We start from the raw sequence: 19672 nt of genomic DNA on the forward strand, positions 1-19672 counted from the left end.
ACGATGTGATCACGGCAGTTCGGCCAGCACCGTCTCGCCGCCGACCGCGCGCTGACCGATGCGGACCGACACCTCGGTACCGGCCGGCAGGTAGGTGTCCAGTCGGGACCCGAACCGGATCAGGCCGTAGGTGTCGCCGATGGACAACTTGTCCCCGGTGTGCACGTCGCAGACGATCCGTCGCGCCACCAAGCCGGCGATCTGCACGGCGACGATGTCCACGCCGTCCGCGGTGCGGATTCGGATGCTGTTGCGTTCGTTATCCACGCTGGCCTCAGGTAGGTCGGCGGACAGGAATTGGCCCCGCCGGTGCTTCACCGCGATCACCTCACCGCTCACCGGGGCGCGTTGCACATGGGCGTCGAACACCGACAGGAAAATGCTGACCCGCGTGAGTTCGGCGTCGCCCATCTCGAGTTCGGCGGGTGGGGCGGCGGTCTCGATCAGGCAGACCCGTCCGTCGGCCGGGGCGACGACGACGCCCGGCCGAGTCGGCGGCACCCGGGAGGGATGCCGGAAGAAGCCGGCGCAGGCACCCGCGGTCAGCAGGCCGGCCCGGCGCAGCCAGCGGTGACGGCGGCCGACCAAGGCCAGGCCCAGGCCCGCCGAGACGAACGGCAGGCCGGCCGGATGCACCGGCGGAACGGTCGAACGCAGCAACGACACGAAGTGCTGCGGGCTGAAGGTCGGGCCTTCTGCGTTGGAGCGGGGACGTCGTGCCACGCGGTCATCTTACGGAGCCGCGGCCTGCCTCAGACCGGATACGTGACCCCGGTCAGTTCTTCCGACACCGTCCACAGCCGGCGTTGCACATCCTCGTCATGGGATTGCGCGCTGGACGAGACCACCTTCGGGTGGCCACGTTGCTCGCCGAAGCCGTCGGGACCGTAGTACTGGCCGCCCTCGACGTCCGGATCGGTGGCCGCGCGCAACGTCGGCAGGGCGCCCATCGCGGCGTTCTGGAAGAACAGTGGGCTCGCCAGTGCGAACAGCGGCTTGAACAGCGTCGGAGCGTTACGCCCCAGCTCGGTGCTAGCCGCGCCGGGGTGTGCGGCCACCGCGATGGTGTTCTGCTGCTGGGTGGCCAACCGGCGTTGCAGTTCGTAGGTGAACAGCAGGTTGGCCAGCTTGGACTGCCCATAGGCGGCGAACCGGTCGTAATGGTGTTCGGACTGCAGATCATCGAAGTGGATCCCGGCACGGAACCGGTGACCATTGCTGCTGACGGTCACCACCCGCGAGCCGCGGACCGGCAGCAGGTTCTCCAGCAACAGCCCGGTCAGCGCGAAATGACCGAGATGGTTGGTGCCGAACTGCATCTCGAACCCGTCGGCGGTCAGCTGTCGGGGGGTCCACATCACGCCCGCGTTGTTGATCAGCAGGTCGATGCGCGGGTAGGACCTGCGCAGCGCCGCGGCGGCCGCGCGCACCGAGTCCAACGAGCTCAGGTCGAGTTCCTGCAACGTCACGTCGGCGTGTGGCTGGGCGGCAGCGATGCGCGCCAGCGCGTGATTGCCCTTCTCGGTGTCACGGACCGCCAGCACGACGTGCGCGCCGGTCTGGACCAGTGCCGCGGCGGTGTGATAGCCGAGACCGGTGTTCGCGCCGGTGACGACGGCGACGCGACCGCTTTGGTCCGGCACGTCCGCGATCGTCCACTTGCCGTTCGCACTCATCCCCGAAAACACTACTCACCGAGCATCGCTGCCGTCGTGTCGCTGCTCGTCGACCAGCGTGGGTGGCATCCTCATGGGCGTGGACATGGTTGATCCCGCGCATCCGCCCAGCCGGCGAGCCCCGCTGCGGTGGGCCGTCGGCGGTGTGGTCCCGTGGCTGTTGCTGGCGGCGGGCGAAGCGGTGTGGATCGGCGTCGACAAGCGAATGCCGTGGCTGCACATCCTGATCGGCATCGTCACCGTGTTCGGCGCGGTGGTCGCGGCGTCTATTGTGCCGCTGTGGCGGTATCGGGTGCACCGCTGGGAGCTCGGGCCGCAGGCGGTGTTCACCCGCACCGGCTGGCTGGTGCAGGAGAGACGCATCGCGCCGATCTCGCGGGTGCAGACCGTCGACACGTATCGCGGGCCGCTGGACCGGTTGTTCGGCTTGGCCAACGTCACCGTCACCACCGCGTCGTCGGCGGGGGCGGTGCGCATCAGCGCGCTCGACGTCGACGTCGCCGACCACCTCGTCGCGCAGTTGACCGATATCGCGGCGATCGGTGCTGAGGACGCCACGTGACCCAAACTGGTTGGCAGCGGCTGAGTCCCAGGATGCTGCTGGTCCACCCGGTGCACGAAGTGCTGCGCGAGCTGCCGTTGTTGATCGGCGGGATCGTCCTGGGCTCGACGACCGGCAACCAATCGTGGACGGCGGCGGTGCTGGCGTGGACCATTGGGGTTGGTGTCGCGCGCTGGTTCACCACGAGCTACCGGATCGACGCAGATCCCGAGTCGGGCCAGGTGCAGCTGCGCACCGGTCTGCTGCAGCGGAAGGTATTGTCTTTGCCGCGCAACCGGATTCGTTCGGTGCAGAGTGACGCGCGGCTACTGCACCGGATGCTGGGGCTGGCCATCCTGCGGGTCAGCACGGGTCAAGAAGCCAGGGGTGAGCACGGCTCTGCGGCGTTCGAGCTGAACGCCGTCCGGGTCGACGAGGTGCCGCGGCTGCGAGAGATCCTGCTGGCGGCGTCGACGCAGCCGGCTGACGCCGCGGTACCCGCGCCGGAGGGGGGTGTGCTGGCCCGCTGGCAGCCGTCGTGGTTGCGCTACTCGCCGTTGAGCGTGTCCGGTTTGTTGACGATCGGCGGCGCGGCCGGTGTGGTGTATCAGAGTGGATTCATTGGGCCGCTTCAGCATTGGCGACCGGTCGAGTCGGCACTGACCGCTGCGCAGCGGCTCAGCGTGGCGGGCGCTATCGGGGTGGTCGTGGCGGTGGTGCTGGTCGCGTCGATAGTGCTCGCGGTGTTGAGGTCGCTGCTCACGTGGGGCAACTTGGTGCTGTCCCGCCAAGGAGACGTGCTGCATCTTCGGCACGGGTTGTTGCGGCTTCGTGAGCGCACCTACGACATGAGCAGGTTGCGCGGCGGCACATTGCGCCAGCCGTTGCTGGTGCGCGTATTCGGCGGCGCCCGACTGGATGCCGTGATGACCGGTGTGCACGGCGCCGGTGAAGCGTCGGTGCTGTTGCCGCCGTGCCCGGCGGCGACCGCGGAAGCGGTGCTGACGGGGTTGGTCGGCGACCCCGACGTGGTGACCGGCCCGCTGCGCGGTCATGGCCGACGTGCCGCGACCCGACGGTGGACGCGCGCGCTCGGGCTTCCCCTGTTGCTCGGCGTCGCACTGGCGGCGGTGGTCGCGGTACGGGGTACATCCGTTGTGCCGCTGTGGGTTTGGCCGACGTTGATCGCGGTCACCGCCTGGTGTGCGTTGCTGGCTGCCGACCGGGTCAGTGCGCTCGGGCACCGGGTCGACGGCCGCTGGCTGGTGATGCGCGCCGGCAGCGTGGAGCGCCGGCGCGATTGCATCGCCACCGCGGGCATCATCAGCTGGACTGTGCGCCAGTCGCCTTTTCAGCGACGTGCCGGGGTCGCGACGTTGGTCGCGGCCACCGCCGCGGGCATCAAGCGCTATCCGTTGATCGACGTTCCCGAGGACCGCGCGTGGGCGATCGCGGCGCAGGCGTCGCCGTGGGTGGCCGACAGTATCTGGGCGATCGCCGCTAAGCCGTGAGGCCGCGGACCGCTTCGATGCGAGCCTGAAGCTGCTCGGTGGTCGCCGCGGCCACCGGCGGGCCGCCGCAGAGCCGACGCAGTTCGTTGTGAATCCAGCCGTGCGGCTTGCCAAGTCGATGATGCGCTGCCGACACCAGCGCGTTGAGCTCACGGCGGAGGTCGCGCAGTTGGCCGTGCCGGGTGACGGGTTCGGGTGTCGCGGCGCGGCGGTCGAACTGCTGTTCCTGGTGGCGGCGCAGCAAGTCCCGCATCTGCCCCGGGTCCAGCAGCCCGGGGATACCCAGGTAGTCGGCCTCTTCGTCGCTGCCCGCGGGGGTGGCGGTGCCGAACGACGAGCCGTCGAAGATCACCTGGTCCAATTCGGCGTCGGCGCCCAGTGACTCGAACTTGTTGTCGATTTCTGACGGCTCGTCGCGCTGTCGCTGCGCCTCGGCGAGCTCGTCTTTGGGTTCCCGATCCGGTTGGCCGAGAACGTGATTGCGCTGTGCTTCCAACTCGCTGGCCAACAGCAAGAGCGTCGGCACCGACGGCAGGAACACGCTCGCGGTTTCGCCGGGGCGTCGCGACCGGACGAACCGGCCGATGGCCTGGGCGAAGAACAGCGGGGTGGATGCGCTGGTGGCGTAGACGCCGACGGCCAGCCGCGGCACGTCGACCCCCTCCGACACCATACGCACCGCGACCAGCCATCGACTGGTACCGCGGGAGAACTCCGCGATGCGCTGCGACGATCCGGGGTCGTCGGACAGGACGAGGGTCGGGGCTTCGCCGGTAATCCGTTGCAGCAGAACTGCGTACGCGCGCGCTGCCGTCTGGTCAGAGGCGATGATCATGCCGCCGGCGTCCGGCACTCCGCCGTCGCGGAGCTGGCGCAGCCGGGTGTCGGCCGCGGTGACGACCGCCGGCATCCACTCGCCGGCCGGGTCCAGCGCGGTGCGCCAGGCTCGTGCCGTGTGTTCGGCGGTGGCGGGCTCACCGAGCCGCGCGGCGTATTCCGCGCCGGCACTGTCGCGCCATCGGGTCTCTCCGGAATACGCCAGGAACACCACTGGTCGCACCACACCGTCGGCCAGCGCGTCGGTGTAGCCGTAGGTGTGGTCGGCCTGCGAACGCAGCAGGCCGGCGCCGTCCGGCTCGTAGCGCACGAACGGAATCGCAGCGTCGTCGCTGCGAAATGGCGTGCCGGTCAACGCCAATCGTCGGGTGGCGTCGCCGAACGCCTCCAGGATCGCGTCACCCCAACTCTTGGCGTCGCCGCCGTGATGGATCTCGTCGAAGATGACCAACGTCCGTCTGGCCTCGGTACGCACCCGATGGCGGGCGGGGTGTTTGGCGACCTGTGCGTAGGTGACGACGGTGCCGTGATACTCCGACGAGGTGTGCGCGGCACTGTTGCGGAACTTCGGGTCCAGCGCGATGCCGTCCTGCGCCGCGGCCCATGCCCACTGCACCTTCAGGTGTTCGGTGGGCACCACGACGGTGATCGCCTCGATGACGCGGTCGGCCAGCAACTCGCCGGCGATGCGCAGAGCAAACGCGGTCTTGCCTGCGCCGGGGGTGGCGACCAGCAGAAAATCCCGCGGTTTGGTGGTCAGATAACGCACCAAGGCTCGCCGCTGCCAGCCCCGCAAAGCCCGGGTGCTGGGCGCTTCAACTGCCCGCACCCGCAGACTCCTATCTGGTCGAGATGCAGTCTAGGGCAAGGACATCGGGGCGTGCATCTCCGCAGGACAGCGGCGAGTCGCAGCAATCGCTGGTGCGATGTCCGCACATTTGACATTGTTCAGATCGTGATTACCGGATTGGCGCATACCGGCGTCTGCGTGCCCGACTGCGAAGCCGCGGTGGCGTTCTACCGCGACGTCTTGGGTCTGCGCGTGCTGTCGCCGCCTTACGTGATGGCGGGTGATGCGATCCGCGACGACATGGGTCAGTTGGTATCCGATCCCACGATGAAGGCGGCGATCGTCGGGTTCGACGACGACGGAGACCGGGTTCTCGAGGTGATCGAGTATCTCGGCGTCGCCGGCGGCGATCAGCGCAGCGCCGCCGCCATCACCGACTACGGGCTGTCGCATGTCGGCTTGATCTGTGAGGACCTCGACGCCACCCGGGCCCACCTCGAGGCCAACGGAGTGCGCTTTCTCGTCGACGGCGTCGCCGACGTGGCGCGCGTCCGCACGACATGGTTCGTCGACCCGTGGGGTGTGGTGTTCATCCTCGTCGAGAAGAGCAGGCCGCAGCGTCCGTACTTCGCGCAGTGGGGCTGAAGCGCTCTAGCATCGATGCGGTGACCGACGAAAGTGTCCGAGCCGAACGGCTTCTGGACGCCGAGGCCAAGGCGGCGCAGCTGTTCGACGAGATCGAGGGGCGCGCGATGATCCGCGCCGGCATCGGCGAACAGCAGTTGTCCGACGAGATCAACGCGTTGGCCGCGGACCTGTTCGGGGTCGACAGGCATTGGCATCGCCGGATCGTGCGGGCCGGCGAGAACACCCTGCAACCGTTCAAGGAGCGACCGCCAGACCGCCAGATCGTCGACGACGACATCGTGTTCCTCGATTTCGGTCCGATCTTCGAAGAGTGGGAAGCGGATTTTGGGCGCACCTACGTGCTCGGCGACGATCCGGACAAGCTCGCCGTCCGCGACGCCCTGCCGCGGGTGTGGCAGGCCGGCCGCGACTATTTCGAGAGCCACCCGCAAGTGACCGGCGCCGAGTTGTTCGACGCCTCCGTCGAGGCCGCCCGTGCCGAGGGTTTCGGTTGGGGCAGTCACATCGCCGGCCATCTGGTCGGGGAGTTCCCGCACAAGAAGATCGCCGGGACAGCCACCGAGTGGTACATCATGCCCGGGTCGACCAAGCCGATGCGGCGCGCCGATCCCAGTGGGCGGCGCTGTCACTGGATCCTCGAGATCCACCTGATCGACCCGCAGCGCCGCTTCGGCGGTTTCTACGAGCAGCTGCTCGATCTGCCCTGAGGCTCAGACCGGATAGGTGACCGCGGTCAACTCCTCTGACACCGTCCACAACCGTCGCTGCCGGTCGGCGTCGTGCGACTTCTTGCTGGATCCCACGATCTTGGGGTAGCCCCGGGTTTGGCCGAGGCCGCCGGGGCCGTAGTACTGCCCGCCGAGCACCGCCGGGTCGGTGGCAGCACGCAGCTGTGGCAGAGCGCCCATGGCCGCGTCCTGGAATATCGGTGCCAGCACGGGATAGGCGGTCGCAGCCCAGCTCGGCAGGTGGCGCATCAGCTCGGTGTTCGAGCCGCCGGGGTGGGCGGCCACCGCGATCGTCGTGCCGTGCGAAGCGAGCCTCCGTTGCAGCTCGTAGGTGAACAGCAGGTTGGCGAGCTTGGCCTGCCCGTAGGCAGAAACCCGGTTGTAGCTGTGTTCCCACTGCAGATCGTCGAAATGGATGTCGGCACGAATTCGGTGGCCGATGCTGCTGACCGTGACGACCCGGGAGCCGGCGACCGGCAACAGCCGATCCAGCAGCAGGCCGGTGAAAGCGAAGTGGCCCAGGTGGTTGGTACCGAACTGCAACTCGAACCCGTCTTTGGTGGTCGACTTCGGCGGGTACATCACGCCGGCGTTGTTGATCAGCAAGTCGATGCGCTCGTGGTCGGACCGTAGTTGGCGCGCGGCAGCGCGAACGGACTCCAGTGACGTCAGGTCGAGCTCCTGGAGCGCGACGTCGGCCTGCGGGCTTTGGGCGGTGATCCTCGAGATGGCGTCCTTGCCCTTGTCCAGATTGCGGACCGCCAACACCACATGGGCCCCGTGCGCCGCCAGGGCCAGGGCGGTCTCGTAGCCGAGCCCCGTGTTGGCACCGGTGATGACGGCGACGCGGCCGCTCTGATCGGGAATGTCCGCTGTTGTCCACTTGGCCATGCCGAACTCCTAAGCTGTAAGGTAAACGGGGCGTGCGCTCCGGTTCTGCTGTCGACTATACGGAACGCGCGCCCCGGTTTGTCAACCTCTAGGCGGTGCGAGATGTCTGTACCCGCTCGGCCGCTCCGCGCCGACGCGGCCCGCAACCGGGCCCGCGTGCTCGAGACCGCCTACGAGACGTTCGCCGCAGAGGGTCTCGCGGTGCCGATCGACGAGATCGCGCGTCGCGCCGGCGTCGGCGCCGGCACCGTCTACCGGCATTTCCCGACGAAGGAAGATCTGTTCCGAGCGGTGGTCGACAGCCGGATACGGCACATCATCGACGAGGGTCGCGCATTGTTGAATACGCCCGGACCTGGGGAAGCGCTGTTCGCGTTCCTGCGGTCGATGGTGCTGGACTGGGGCGCCACCGACCAGGGTCTGGTCGATGCGCTGGCCGGGCTGGGCATCGACGTCGACTCCGTCGCGCCCGACGCCGACGCCGCGTTCCGCGGCTTGATCGGCGAGCTGCTGGCCGCCGCGCAACGCGCCGGAACGGTGCGCCCCGACGTCGACGTGGCCGAGATCAAGACACTCATGGTGGGGTGCCAGGCGATGCAGGGCTACGACGAAGCGCGCGCCGAACGGGTCACCGACGTGGTGATCGACGGCCTGCGGGCCCCGTCTTAGGGCATTTCGGCTGGTTGCACTCGGCATAGGCGAGTGCTAAGAATGACATTGGCACTCGCGACCGGCGAGTGCTAGGTCGGGACGGTGAGACCGGGGCCGCAAAGTTCTGCGAGCACAGCCCCAGTCGTCCGTCGCGGGCACTGCGCCCGACCACTGAACGTGCGATCCCCTAACCGGAGGAATCACTTCGCAATGTCCAAGATAATTGCGTACGACGAAGAGGCCCGTCGCGGCCTCGAGCGGGGCCTGAACGCCCTCGCCGACGCGGTAAAGGTGACGTTGGGCCCCAAGGGCCGCAACGTCGTCCTGGAGAAGAAGTGGGGCGCCCCCACGATCACCAACGATGGTGTGTCCATCGCCAAGGAGATCGAGCTGGAGGACCCCTACGAGAAGATCGGCGCCGAGCTGGTCAAGGAAGTCGCCAAGAAGACCGACGACGTCGCCGGTGACGGCACCACCACCGCCACCGTGCTGGCTCAGGCCCTGGTCAAAGAGGGTCTGCGCAACGTGGCGGCCGGCGCCAACCCGCTGGGCCTCAAGCGCGGCATCGAGAAGGCCGTCGAGAAGATCACCGAGACCTTGCTGAAGTCGGCCAAGGACGTCGAGACCAAGGAGCAGATCGCTGCCACCGCCGCGATCTCCGCGGGCGACCAGTCGATCGGTGACCTGATCGCCGAGGCGATGGACAAGGTCGGCAACGAAGGCGTCATCACCGTCGAGGAGTCCAACACCTTCGGCCTGCAGCTCGAGCTCACCGAGGGCATGCGGTTCGACAAGGGTTACATCTCGGGCTACTTCGTCACCGACGCCGAGCGTCAGGAAGCTGTCCTGGAGGAGCCGTACATCCTGCTGGTCAGCTCCAAGGTGTCGACCGTCAAGGACCTGCTTCCCCTGCTGGAGAAGGTCATTCAGGGCGGCAAGCCGCTGCTGATCATCGCCGAGGACGTCGAGGGCGAGGCGCTGTCCACCCTGGTCGTCAACAAGATCCGTGGCACCTTCAAGTCGGTCGCCGTCAAGGCCCCCGGCTTCGGTGACCGCCGCAAGGCGATGCTGCAGGACATGGCGATCCTCACCGGTGGCCAGGTCGTCAGCGAAGAGGTCGGCCTCTCGCTGGAGACCGCTGACATCTCGCTGCTGGGCAAGGCTCGCAAGGTGGTCATCACGAAGGACGAGACCACCATCGTCGAGGGCGCGGGTGACTCCGACGCCATCGCCGGCCGGGTGGCCCAGATTCGCGCCGAGATCGAGAACAGCGACTCCGACTACGACCGCGAGAAGCTGCAGGAGCGCCTGGCCAAGCTGGCCGGCGGTGTTGCGGTGATCAAGGCCGGAGCTGCCACCGAGGTGGAGCTCAAGGAGCGCAAGCACCGCATCGAGGACGCGGTCCGCAACGCCAAGGCGGCCGTCGAAGAGGGCATCGTCGCCGGTGGTGGCGTGGCCCTGCTGCAGGCGGGCCCGGCTCTCGACGAGCTGAAGCTCACGGGTGACGAGGCGACTGGTGCCAACATCGTCCGCGTGGCGCTGTCGGCTCCGCTGAAGCAGATCGCCTTCAACGGTGGGCTCGAGCCCGGCGTTGTCGCCGAGAAGGTCAGCAATTCGCCGGCCGGTACCGGTCTGAACGCCGCCACGGGTGAGTACGAGGACCTGCTGAAGGCCGGCGTCGCCGACCCGGTCAAGGTGACTCGTTCGGCGCTGCAGAACGCTGCGTCCATCGCGGGTCTGTTCCTGACCACCGAGGCAGTTGTCGCCGACAAGCCGGAGAAGGCGGCCGCACCCGCGGGCGACCCGACCGGTGGCATGGGCGGCATGGACTTCTAGTTCGACGTCCAAAAGGCAAACGAGAAGCCCGGTCCCGACGTGGGGCCGGGTTTTTCGTATTTCTGGGTAACTGATGTACTGAACATTCGAACAGTGCGGGATGAAGGGGATGGCACAGTGGGAATATCGTTACGGCACATGCTTTTTGGAGTGATTCCCGGCTGCGTGCTCTGCCTGATGGTTGCACCGACGGCCGGTGCCGCGCCCGATCCGTGCTCGGCCAGCGGCGTCGCCGCTACTGCCAGCGGCGTGCTGAACTCGGCGAGCGGCTACCTGGATGCTCATCCTGACGCGAACAATGTGCTGACCGCTGCCGTCAATCAACCGCCGGCCGATGCGAAGTCGTCGATCCGGGGCTATTTCATCAGCCACCCCGGCCAGGCGTTGGACTTGAAGAACATCGCCCAGCCGCTGCTCAACCTCAAGGGCCAGTGCAACGCGTCGGTGTCGCCCGACCAGCTGGCCGGCCTGTTCGACGCGCTGTCCAATTAACGCGTCAAGCGACGCCGGCGGTTGCGACCGAGCGCGCGGCGGTGCTGAATCGCAAAGCAGGGTCGGCCACCGGACCCCTGCGTAGCCGCTCGCGATCTGCGCGGAAGTTCATCTCCACCGTCCACGGGCCCGTCGTTCCCTGCTGCGGGAACTGCTCGATCGCGCGCAGGATGTAGCCCGCCGAGAAGTCCAGCATCGGGCGCTTCTCGATGTTCGGGTCATCGCAGACCGGAACGACGGTGGTGTATCCGTGCTCGTCCAGGTAGTCCAGCAGCCGGCACAGGTGCTCACAGATCATGTCCACCTTCAGCGTCCAGGACGAGTTGGTGTAGCCGAACGCGTAGGCGAAGTTCGGGATGCCCGACACCATGAAGCTCTTGTAGACCAGGCTCTGGTGTGGATCTTGCACGTCGCCGTCCACCGAGAGCTGGATGCCACCGAACGGAAGCAGTTTCAGGCCGGTCGCAGTGACGATGATGTCTGCCTTCAACTCCCGACCCGATTCCAGCAGGATCCCCGTCTTGGTGAAGCGCACGATCTTGTCGGTGACCACCGACGCCTTGCCGCTGCAGATGGCCTTGAACAGATCGTTGTCGGGCACCGCGCACAGCCGCTGATCCCAGGGCTTGTAGCTGGGATTGAAGTGGGTGTCCAGGTCGTAACCTTTGGGCAGCGCCCGGGTGTTCAGCTCGCGGATGATGCGGCGCACCACCTTCGGGTGACGCTGGCCCATGGTGTAGATCACCCGCTGCCGGGCCTTATTGATTTCGCGGGTGATCCGGTAAGCGGTCTTGTCCGGCAACACTTTTCGCAGACCGTTGGCGATCGGGTCCTTACGCGGAAGCGGCATGACGTAGGTCGGTGACCGCTGCAGCATGGTGATGTGCGCGACGTCGTCGGCCATTGCCGGGATCAGGGTGACCGCGGTGGCGCCGCTGCCGATGACGACGACCTCCTTGTCGCGGTAATCGAGGTCCTCGGGCCAGAACTGCGGGTGTACGACGACGCCCTCGAAGTCTTCCTGGCCCTCGAAGTGGGGAGTGTGGCCGGCGGCGTAGTCGTAGTAACCGGTCGCGCTGAACAGCCAGCCGCAGGTCACTTCTGACTGCTTGCCGTCAACCTCGAGCACTACCGTCCACCGCGCCGTCTCGCTGCAGAAGTCGGCTCGAATCACTCTGTGCTGGAAGAAGATTCGCTTGGCCAGGCCGTCCTCGTCGATAACCTCGTGCAGGTAGTCGAGGATCTCGTGCGCGTCGGCGATGGAGTTGTCACTGGTCCACGGCTTGAACTCGTAGCCGAACGTGTGCAGATCGGAGTCCGACCGGATGCCGGGGTAGCGAAACAGGTCCCAGGTGCCCCCGATCGCGTCGCGGCTGTCCGCGATGGCGAAGGTGCGCCCAGGTTGCGAGGTGACCAGGTAGTGCCCGAGCCCGATCCCGGATATCCCGGCGCCGACGATGAGGACGTCGACGTGACCGGTCAATGGCTCTTTCGGACGGGCCTGGTTGAGCGTCTCGGTGGACATGTGCACTCCCGATGTGCGTAGAAATTGTAACAGAAGTAATGTTATAGTTTAGCGACCAGCTGTCAAGGGACTTTCGTCACATTGGCTAGCCACGAACGAGAAACGAGACATCAATGACAATCGCACCTGTTCAGCGCCGCGCGCCGGTGCAGGAGCGCAGTCGGCGAACGGTCACCCGCATCCTCGATGCCGCTGCCGCCATCGCCGACGAGCACGGTGTCGAGGCCGCCACCACCCGCGCGATCGCCGACCGTGCCGGCGTCTCCTATCCCTCGCTCTACCGGTTCTTCGCCGACCGGGAAGCCATCCTCGGTGAACTGCTCGAGCGGCAGTGCGCCGACCTCGACGCCCGCTGCGTGGCTGCGGAAAAGACCTGGACGATCACCTCGGTCGCCGACCTCCTCAACAACGAGATCGACGTGCACTTGCGCTATTACTGCGAGCACCCGAGCACAGCGCGGATGTGGATGGGCGGGCGCACCTCACCGGCGGTCACCAACTACGTTCGGGCCCGCATGCAGACTCTCGCCGACCGGTTGCACGCGCTTCTGGTCGAGCGCGGACTGATCCCGGCCGATTCCGATCCACGGGCCATGCTGGTGGCCGTCGAGATGGCCGATCGCATGTTGGAGCTGTCGTACCGCAGCGCGGAGGACTTCGACGAGGAGATCCTCGCCATCGGTCGGCGTGCGCTGATCGCCTTCGGCGACGAATTATCTCGCTAGGCGGGAACCTGCTGACGGCCGCGGACCAGCTTGCCCGGCCGTGCGTCGGTGGGCACGCCGTTCTCGGCGATCACCTCGCCGGAAACGATGGTGGCCACGTAGCCGTCGGCGGTCTGGTCGAGACGGCGGCCACCGGCCGGCAGGTCGTGGGTGATCACCGGCTTGTGGATGCGCAGCGCCGCGTGGTCGATCACGTTGAGGTCGGCCTTGAAGCCCACGGCGATGCGGCCGCGGTCGCCGAGCCCGGCAACGCGGGCCGGCACCGAGGTGAGTCGGCGCACGGCCTCGGGCACCTCGAATCGGCCGGACTTGCGGTCGCGCGCCCAGTGCGCCAGGAAATACGTCGAATAGCTTGCGTCGCAGATCATTCCGTAGTGCGCACCGCCGTCGCCGAGACCGAGCACGACGTCGTCGCGATGGAGTAATTTGCCGACGGTGTCCAGCGAGTTGTTCTCCAGGTTGCTGGTCGCGACCAGCAGCATGGCGCGTCCGTCGTCGTCGAGCAGCCGGTCGTAGGCCTCTTCCATCGGGTTCACGCCCTTGGCGCGGGCCCGCGCGCCGATGCTGGTGGCGGGGTCCGGCTCGTAGTTGGGGTCGTCGGTCAGCGGGAAGATCCAGTCCCACATCTGCGTGACGAACAGCAGCGGATGCCCGGCGCCGGGTTTGTCGGCCAGGATGCGGGCGCGGACCTCGGGCTTACGCATCTCGGCGACGCGCTCGGCCAGCGGCAGGTCCGCGATCTCGCGGTAGCTGGGGTAGAGCACGAACGGGTTGGCGCTGAGCTGCAGCCCGATGATCAACCCGATCGGACGCGGCAACAACTGCGCAGTCACGTCACCGCCGGCCGCGTTGGCCTTCTCGATCATCGTGATGGCGTCCGGCCAGGTCGGGTCGCCGGCATTGCCGACGACGAGCGTGAACGTGACGGGCAGTCCGACATCCTCGGCCACGTCGAACACCGTCTGCAGCACCGGCTGGTAGCCGCCGGCGGGAATGTCGGGCACGAATTGCAACAGCCCGCCACCGCCGTCGACGACGCCGCGCGCGATCTCCTCGATCTCCTCGCGGGCCGCGTCGTAGCTCGGGATCGGCGATCCGCTCTCGGTTTTGTGGATGGTGAACCGAGACGTCGCGAAGCCCAACGCCCCGACCTCGACGGCCTCCTTGGCCAGTGCCCGCATCGTGGTGCGGTCCTCGGCGGTGGCCGGTTCGCGGTCGGCGCCGCGCTGGCCCATCACGTAGACCCGCAGCGGCGAATGCGGCAGATAGGCGGCCACATCAATGTCGCGCTTGCCCGCGTCCAGGGCGTCCATGTACTGCGGGAACGTCTCCCAATTCCACGGCAGGCCGTCGGTCATCACCACACCGGGAATGTCTTCGACCCCGGCCATCACGTCGACCAGCACGTCGTGGTCCTCTTGGCGGCACGGCGCAAACCCGACGCCGCAGTTGCCCATCACCACCGTCGTCACCCCGTGCGCCGACGACGGCGTCAACCGGTCCGACCAGATGGATTGACCGTCATAGTGCGTGTGCAGGTCGACAAATCCCGGCGTGACCAGCAGCCCGGTCGCGTCGATCTCCCGCCGTGCATCCGACCCGTTGACCGAACCGACCACGGCGATCACGCCGTCCTGGACGGCGACGTCACCGACGTACGGCTCACCTCCCAGCCCGTCGACGATGGTGCCGTTGCGGATGATGAGGTCGTAGGTCATTTAAATAATCTACGACCGTGTCGGTGGCTGGTGCCAGGATCAAGGTATGGCCAATAACGACACTGCCGTCCGGGAGTTACTGCGCGACGCGTTCACCCGGCTGATCGAGCACGTCGACGAGCTGACCGACGGGCTCACCGACGACCAGGCCGACTACCGGCCGACCTCCGGCGCGAACAGCATCGCCTGGCTGATCTGGCACAGCGCGCGGGTGCAGGACATCCAGCTCGCGCCGATCGCCGGCGTCGACCAGGTGTGGACACGCGACGGGTGGGTCGACCGATTCGGGCTCGAGCTGCCGCGCAACGACACCGGTTACGGCCACGGACCCGACGAGGTGGCCAAGGTGCGTGCGCCCGCCGAGCTGCTGGCCGGGTACTACCACGCCGTGCACGACCTGACGCTGGAGTTCGTCGACCGCATCACCGCCGAGGACCTGGCCCGGGTCGTCGACCGCCACTGGGACCCGCCGGTGACGGCCAGCGCCAGACTGGTCAGCATCATCGACGACTGCGCCCAGCATCTCGGCCAGGCCGCTTACCTGCGGGGTATCGCCCCCTAGGGCTGGCCTGCGCCGGGCGCGGGAGCGGGGAACACGACGACCTGTCCGGTTGGCCGCTGCGGTGACTGCGGGCCGGTCCACTCCTGGCATACGACGTAGAGCTGCGGCGGTTGGTCGCCGCGGCTGAGCGTGCAGGCGAACGCGCCGCGGTCGAGGTGCACGGTGTCCAGGACATCGCCGCCCTCGCGCACCCGCACGCAGCGTCGGCTGCCGACGTCGGCGTACCAGACCGCGCCCTCGGCATCGATGCAGATGCCGTCGGGGTGGTCGTCTCCCACCTCCGCCCACGTCCGCCGTCCGGCGAGATCTCCCGTGGAATCGATGTCGTATGCCGTGAGCCGATTGCCGTAAGACTCCGCCACGATCAACGTGTCGGCGCCGGCGGTGATTGCCATGCCGTTGGGGAATGCGAGATCGTCGGCGACCGTCCGGACTGTTCCACTCGGCGTCACGAGGGCGACGCTCCCGGGCGCAGGCTCGCCACCGGGAAAATCGAAGCCGATCGTGTTGACGTACGCGTTGCCGACCGCGTCGACCACGATGTCATTCCAGGGTTTCTCCGAGATCGACGACAGGTCGGCATGGACGATCAACTCGCCGTCGGGTTCGCGGCGAAGCAGGCGCCGCTGCGCTGAGTCCACGACGAGCAACCGGCCGTCGGGTAGAAAGTCGATGCACATCGGAAACGAATCGACGCTCACCACAACCTCATGGCCGCCATGCGAATCCAGCGCGATCACCCGATGCGCGCCCCAGTCGGAAAACCACACCCGACCGTCGTGCCAGCGGGGTGACTCGCCGAACGTAATCCCGTCAAGCAGAACGGTCATGACTAGAAGACTGACCACCCCACCTAAACTCATCGCGTTCACCCCCATTTGATCGACAAGGTTGCGAGGTTCTCGAGTGGACTGGTTGGCGCGGGTGCAGACCGCTCGGCGCGGCGGTGCGGTCTTGCTGATCGTGGCGTTCTCGATGATCGGAGCGCTGTTCGCGCTGCTGCCGAAGTCGATGCCCGACGCCGTGCCGCCGCAGGGCGGGCCCCCGGCGGCTGAGTCGACAAAGGTGGCGGCCCTACTCAAGGACTTTCCGGACGCCGATCAGACCGCCGCACTGCTCGTGTTCGCCACCTCCGACGGCCCGCAGCGCGAGGTGCTGACCGGCCCGCAGCGTGCGGCCGTCGATCAGCGCGCCACCGCCCTCGCCGGGTATTCGACGGTCCCGCAGGCGGTGCGGCCACGATTCAGCACGGACGGGACGACGGCCTTGATCACCGTCCCGGTGCGGGCGCAGTCCGGCACGACGGCGATCGTGAACCAGGCCGACTCGTTGCGGCAGACGGCGAGGCAAGGTCTGCCGGGCGGTCTGCGGGCGTGGCTGACCGGTCCGGTCGGTTTTCAAGGCGACACCATCACGGCGTTCGCCGGGGCGGATGTACGCCTGTTGGTGATAACGGCCTCGGTGGTGGCGGTGCTGTTGATCGTCACCTATCGCAGCCCGGTGTTGTGGACGGTGCCCCTGGCGGTGGTGGCTGTCGCCGACGGACTGGCGCGCTTTGTGGTGGCCGCCCTCGCGGACTCCTACGGTCTGTCGGTCGATGCGTCCATTCTCGGAATCTTGTCGGTGCTGGTATTCGGCGCCGGGACGAATTACGCGCTGTTGCTGATCGCCCGCTATCGCGAAGAGTTACTCGCCGAACCCGACACCCGGCGAGCCATGCGCACCGCAGTCGTGGCGGCCGGCCCGGCGATTGTCGCTTCGGCCGGCACTGTGGCGCTGAGCCTGCTGATGCTGCTGTTCGCCACGCTTGCCGGAAACCGGGCACTCGGGGCGGCGTGCTCGATCGGCATCGTCATCGCTCTGCTGATGGTGCTGGGGGTTCTTCCCGCGGCGCTGGTGGTATGTGGCCGAAAAGTGTTCTGGCCCTTCATTCCTCACTACCTGGAGCCGGAGGATCGCGGCGAGGGTGGGCACGCGATCTGGGGTCGGATCGGCTCGGCGGTTCAGCGCAGGCCGTGGCAGATAGGCGGGGCCGCGGTGCTGTTGATCGTGCTCCTGAGTGCCGGCCTGAGTGGCGCGACGATAGGTCTGAGCCAGACCGATCAATTCGTCGGACATCCCGAGTCGGTGCGAGCCCAGCATCTGGTGGCCGAGACCTTCCCGGCCGAATCAGGGCCGCAACTGGTGGTCCTCGCGCACGACGCCGACGCCGCAGACGCGGTCGGGATCGCCGAGTCGGTCGAGGGCGTGAGATCCGCGCGCGTTGCCGGCAACGCGAACGGATGGACGAAGATCGACGTTGCCGCCGCCGGCACGCCGCAAAGCGACGCGGCGTTCGCGACGGTCAAGGCACTGCGAGCGGCCTACGCCAGTCGCGGGCATGCGTTGGTGGGCGGGCCGGACGCCGCCGCGCTCGACCAACACGACGCCGCAGCGCGTGACCGCGTGGTCATCATCCCGCTCATCTTGACCGTCGTCGCGGTGGTTCTCCTGGTCCTGTTGCGGTCCTTGGTTGCACCGCTGTGCTTGATCGTCACCGTCATCGCGACCTATGTGGCAAGCCTGGGTTGTGGCAACTGGCTGTTTCAGCACGTCTTCGGATTCCGGGCGTTCGACACCCCAGTCTTGCTCTATGCGTTTCTGTTCCTCGTCGCGCTCGGCGTCGACTACAACATCTTCCTGGCCACCCGCGCCCGCGAACAGCGCCTCGACCTCGGTGCCCGAGAAGCCATGCGATACGCATTGACCCGCACCGGCGGCGTCATCACCAGCGCAGGGATCCTGCTGGCCGCGGTGTTCGTCGTGCTGGGCGTCCTGCCGGTCGTGGCGCTGGCCCAGATCGGGACGATCGTGTGTATCGGCGTGCTGCTGGACACCCTCGTGGTGCGCACGCTGCTGGTTCCGGCGCTTGCGTCCGTTCTCGGCGAACGCTTCTGGTGGCCTGCGGCCCGGGCTGCCACGAGATCCACGTCACACTGACGCGTCTACGATGGCGACCATGACCGCCATCAAGCCTCCCGACACCGCTTCGAGCATCGATGAGTTCTCCGGTATTGGGACTATCCGTAACCCGGCGACCGGTGCCGTCGCCGGGCACGTGCACTGGACCGATCCCGCTGACGTGCCCGCGATCGCCGTGGCGTTGCGGGCGGCCCAGCGCGAGTGGGAGCAGCGCGGCGCCAGGGGTCGCAACAAGGTGCTGGCCCGGTTCGCGGTGTGGCTGGCCGACCACCGCGGCGAGATCGAAGCGCTACTGATCAACGAAACCGGCAAGTCCGCCGTCGACGCGGCACAAGAGGTGCCGATGCTGATCATGATCCTGTCGTACTACATCAGAACGGCGGAGAAGGCGCTGGCGCCGCAGAAGCGGCCGGCCGCACTGCCATTCATGGCCATCAAGAAGATCACCGTGCACTACCGGCCGCGGCCCGTCGTGGGCATCATCGCGCCGTGGAACTACCCGGTGGCCAACGCGCTGATGGACGGCATCGGCGCGCTGGCCGCTGGTTGCGCGGTATTGCTCAAGCCGTCCGAACGCACCCCGCTGACCGCCGAGGTGCTGCGCCGCGGCTGGCAGGATGCCGGTGGTCCGGACGTATTCGCGCTGGCGCAGGGCGCCCGCGCGGTCTCCGAAGCCGTCGTCGACAACGTCGACTACCTGCAGTTCACCGGGTCCAGCGCCACCGGCAGCAAGGTGATGGAACGCGCCGCCCGCCGGCTGACACCGGTGAGCCTGGAGCTGGGTGGCAAGGACCCGATGATCGTCCTCGACGACGCCGACGTGAAGCTCGCCGCGCACGCCGCAGTCTGGGGCGCGATGTTCAACGCGGGGCAGACCTGCGTCTCGGTGGAACGCGTCTACGTGCTCGACTCGGTTTACGACGCGTTCGTGAAAGCCGTCGTACGCGACGTGGAGTCGCTCAAAGTCGGTGCGGGCGAGGGCAAGACGTTCGGTGCGCTGATCGACGAGCAACAGTTGGCGGTGACCGAGCGGCACGTCCGCGACGCGGTCGCCGCGGGTGCCCGCGCGTTGACCGGTGGCCGGCGCACCGACACGTCGGGAAGCTTCTACCCGCCCACGGTGCTCGTCGACGTCGACCACTCGATGGCGTGTATGACCGAGGAGACCTTCGGCCCGACGCTGCCGATCATGAAGGTCGGATCTGTTGCGGAAGCGATCCGGCTGGCCAACGACTCTGAATACGGGCTGAGCGCCTCGGTGTTCTCCCGGGACGTCGAGCGCGCCAAAAACGTTGCACTGCAAATTGACTGCGGTGCGGTCAACATCAACGACGTGATCACCAACCTGATGTGCACGACGGCGCCGATGGGCGGGTGGAAGGCCTCGGGTATCGGCGCGCGGTTCGGCGGCGCCGACGGCTTGCGTAAGTTCTGTCGTGTCGAAACCGTTGTGGGGCCTCGCACCAACGTCGGCGCGGGCGGGAACTACTACCACAACTCGCTGAAGGCGCTGAAGCGGATGAACCGGATGATGACGAAGATGGCGTTGTCACGCCCGCGCCGCGAGGCCAAGTAGCGGC

The 19672-nt window shown here is 67.4% G+C and carries 18 protein-coding genes; 11 read left to right on the forward strand and 7 right to left on the reverse strand.

Annotated elements, in window-relative coordinates:
* Positions 1 to 9: 9 nt before the first annotated feature.
* Both G6N27_RS19410 and G6N27_RS19415 read right to left on the reverse strand, forming a co-directional pair.
* Complete coding sequence (locus tag G6N27_RS19410; RefSeq protein ID WP_163779218.1) at positions 10 to 723, reverse strand: phosphatidylserine decarboxylase; 714 nt, start codon at positions 721 to 723, stop codon at positions 10 to 12.
* A gap of 29 nt (positions 724 to 752) precedes the next feature.
* The gene (locus G6N27_RS19415; protein ID WP_163779221.1) at positions 753 to 1676 is read right to left on the reverse strand and encodes an SDR family NAD(P)-dependent oxidoreductase; all 924 of its coding nucleotides are present in this window, start codon (positions 1674 to 1676) and stop codon (positions 753 to 755) included.
* 79 nt (positions 1677 to 1755) lie between these two features.
* Between G6N27_RS19415 and G6N27_RS19420 the strand changes: the two genes are divergently transcribed.
* Together G6N27_RS19420 and G6N27_RS19425 are read left to right on the forward strand one after the other, a co-directional pair.
* Positions 1756 to 2238, forward strand: coding sequence for a PH domain-containing protein (locus G6N27_RS19420; protein ID WP_163779224.1), 483 nt, complete (start codon positions 1756 to 1758; stop codon positions 2236 to 2238).
* A gap of 32 nt (positions 2239 to 2270) precedes the next feature.
* On the forward strand, positions 2271 to 3728 hold the full coding sequence (locus G6N27_RS19425; RefSeq protein WP_163782037.1) for a PH domain-containing protein: 1458 nt from the start codon (positions 2271 to 2273) through the stop codon (positions 3726 to 3728).
* Here the strand turns inward: G6N27_RS19425 and G6N27_RS19430 are convergent.
* A complete protein-coding gene (locus G6N27_RS19430) occupies positions 3718 to 5394 on the reverse strand; it encodes a DEAD/DEAH box helicase (protein WP_163779228.1) in 1677 nt (558 codons plus the stop codon). The two genes, G6N27_RS19425 and G6N27_RS19430, sit on opposite strands and share 11 nt — an antisense overlap.
* A gap of 126 nt (positions 5395 to 5520) precedes the next feature.
* Between G6N27_RS19430 and G6N27_RS19435 the strand changes: the two genes are divergently transcribed.
* Entirely contained in the window at positions 5521 to 6000 is a 480-nt protein-coding gene (locus G6N27_RS19435) for a VOC family protein (protein WP_163779231.1), read from the forward strand.
* 20 nt (positions 6001 to 6020) lie between these two features.
* Complete coding sequence (locus G6N27_RS19440) at positions 6021 to 6710, forward strand: M24 family metallopeptidase (RefSeq protein ID WP_232064693.1); 690 nt, start codon at positions 6021 to 6023, stop codon at positions 6708 to 6710.
* Between the two features lie 3 nt (positions 6711 to 6713).
* Here the strand turns inward: G6N27_RS19440 and G6N27_RS19445 are convergent, their stop codons facing one another.
* Complete coding sequence (locus tag G6N27_RS19445; RefSeq protein ID WP_163779237.1) at positions 6714 to 7622, reverse strand: SDR family NAD(P)-dependent oxidoreductase; 909 nt, start codon at positions 7620 to 7622, stop codon at positions 6714 to 6716.
* Between the two features lie 102 nt (positions 7623 to 7724).
* On the opposite strand from G6N27_RS19445, the gene G6N27_RS19450 reads away from it, so the two are divergent.
* From G6N27_RS19450 to G6N27_RS19460, 3 genes are all read left to right on the forward strand, one after another.
* A complete protein-coding gene (locus G6N27_RS19450) occupies positions 7725 to 8291 on the forward strand; it encodes a TetR/AcrR family transcriptional regulator (RefSeq protein ID WP_163779239.1) in 567 nt (188 codons plus the stop codon).
* Positions 8292 to 8483: 192 nt separating this feature from the next.
* The gene (groL, locus tag G6N27_RS19455) at positions 8484 to 10109 is read left to right on the forward strand and encodes a chaperonin GroEL (RefSeq protein ID WP_163779242.1); all 1626 of its coding nucleotides are present in this window, start codon (positions 8484 to 8486) and stop codon (positions 10107 to 10109) included.
* A 138-nt stretch (positions 10110 to 10247) separates the two neighbouring features.
* Positions 10248 to 10601 carry a heme-binding protein gene (locus G6N27_RS19460; RefSeq protein ID WP_163779244.1) on the forward strand — a complete coding sequence of 118 codons (354 nt, stop codon included), beginning with the start codon at positions 10248 to 10250 and terminating at the stop codon, positions 10599 to 10601.
* 4 nt (positions 10602 to 10605) lie between these two features.
* On the opposite strand, the gene G6N27_RS19465 is transcribed toward G6N27_RS19460, so the two are convergent.
* Entirely contained in the window at positions 10606 to 12126 is a 1521-nt protein-coding gene (locus G6N27_RS19465; protein WP_163779246.1) for a flavin-containing monooxygenase, read from the reverse strand.
* Positions 12127 to 12239: 113 nt separating this feature from the next.
* Here G6N27_RS19465 and G6N27_RS19470 point away from each other — a divergent pair, with 113 nt between their 5' ends.
* Positions 12240 to 12851: a TetR/AcrR family transcriptional regulator gene (locus G6N27_RS19470; RefSeq protein WP_163779249.1), complete on the forward strand. Its 612-nt coding sequence runs from the start codon at positions 12240 to 12242 to the stop codon at positions 12849 to 12851.
* Here the strand turns inward: G6N27_RS19470 and G6N27_RS19475 are convergent.
* A complete protein-coding gene (locus G6N27_RS19475; protein WP_163779251.1) occupies positions 12848 to 14569 on the reverse strand; it encodes an N-acyl-D-amino-acid deacylase family protein in 1722 nt (573 codons plus the stop codon). The genes G6N27_RS19470 and G6N27_RS19475 overlap by 4 nt on opposite strands.
* Positions 14570 to 14615: 46 nt before the next feature.
* Between G6N27_RS19475 and G6N27_RS19480 the strand changes: the two genes are divergently transcribed.
* Positions 14616 to 15131: a mycothiol transferase gene (locus tag G6N27_RS19480; protein ID WP_163779253.1), complete on the forward strand. Its 516-nt coding sequence runs from the start codon at positions 14616 to 14618 to the stop codon at positions 15129 to 15131.
* Here the strand turns inward: G6N27_RS19480 and G6N27_RS19485 are convergent.
* Entirely contained in the window at positions 15128 to 15961 is an 834-nt protein-coding gene (locus G6N27_RS19485) for an SMP-30/gluconolactonase/LRE family protein (protein ID WP_197746509.1), read from the reverse strand. The two genes, G6N27_RS19480 and G6N27_RS19485, sit on opposite strands and share 4 nt — an antisense overlap.
* A gap of 76 nt (positions 15962 to 16037) precedes the next feature.
* On the opposite strand from G6N27_RS19485, the gene G6N27_RS19490 reads away from it, so the two are divergent.
* Positions 16038 to 18110 carry an MMPL family transporter gene (locus G6N27_RS19490; RefSeq protein ID WP_197746510.1) on the forward strand — a complete coding sequence of 691 codons (2073 nt, stop codon included), beginning with the start codon at positions 16038 to 16040 and terminating at the stop codon, positions 18108 to 18110.
* Between the two features lie 19 nt (positions 18111 to 18129).
* Positions 18130 to 19668 carry an aldehyde dehydrogenase family protein gene (locus G6N27_RS19495; RefSeq protein ID WP_163779257.1) on the forward strand — a complete coding sequence of 513 codons (1539 nt, stop codon included), beginning with the start codon at positions 18130 to 18132 and terminating at the stop codon, positions 19666 to 19668.
* The last annotated feature ends 4 nt before the right edge of the window (positions 19669 to 19672 follow it).

Origin of the sequence: Mycobacterium cookii, from assembly GCF_010727945.1 — a bacterium.
In the GTDB taxonomy this organism is placed as follows: domain Bacteria; phylum Actinomycetota; class Actinomycetes; order Mycobacteriales; family Mycobacteriaceae; genus Mycobacterium; species Mycobacterium cookii.

Coding starts and splice junctions, on each gene's coding strand:
- G6N27_RS19415 (WP_163779221.1), bottom strand. CDS start 1,676: ATGAGTGCGAACGGCAAGTGGACGATCGCGGACGTGCCGGACCAAAGC.
- G6N27_RS19425 (WP_163782037.1), top strand. CDS start 2,271: ATGCTGCTGGTCCACCCGGTGCACGAAGTGCTGCGCGAGCTGCCGTTG.
- G6N27_RS19445 (WP_163779237.1), bottom strand. CDS start 7,622: ATGGCCAAGTGGACAACAGCGGACATTCCCGATCAGAGCGGCCGCGTC.
- G6N27_RS19450 (WP_163779239.1), top strand. CDS start 7,725: ATGTCTGTACCCGCTCGGCCGCTCCGCGCCGACGCGGCCCGCAACCGG.
- groL (WP_163779242.1), top strand. CDS start 8,484: ATGTCCAAGATAATTGCGTACGACGAAGAGGCCCGTCGCGGCCTCGAG.
- G6N27_RS19460 (WP_163779244.1), top strand. CDS start 10,248: ATGCTTTTTGGAGTGATTCCCGGCTGCGTGCTCTGCCTGATGGTTGCA.
- G6N27_RS19465 (WP_163779246.1), bottom strand. CDS start 12,126: ATGTCCACCGAGACGCTCAACCAGGCCCGTCCGAAAGAGCCATTGACC.
- G6N27_RS19470 (WP_163779249.1), top strand. CDS start 12,240: ATGACAATCGCACCTGTTCAGCGCCGCGCGCCGGTGCAGGAGCGCAGT.
- G6N27_RS19475 (WP_163779251.1), bottom strand. CDS start 14,569: ATGACCTACGACCTCATCATCCGCAACGGCACCATCGTCGACGGGCTG.
- G6N27_RS19480 (WP_163779253.1), top strand. CDS start 14,616: ATGGCCAATAACGACACTGCCGTCCGGGAGTTACTGCGCGACGCGTTC.
- G6N27_RS19485 (WP_197746509.1), bottom strand. CDS start 15,961: ATGACCGTTCTGCTTGACGGGATTACGTTCGGCGAGTCACCCCGCTGG.
- G6N27_RS19495 (WP_163779257.1), top strand. CDS start 18,130: ATGACCGCCATCAAGCCTCCCGACACCGCTTCGAGCATCGATGAGTTC.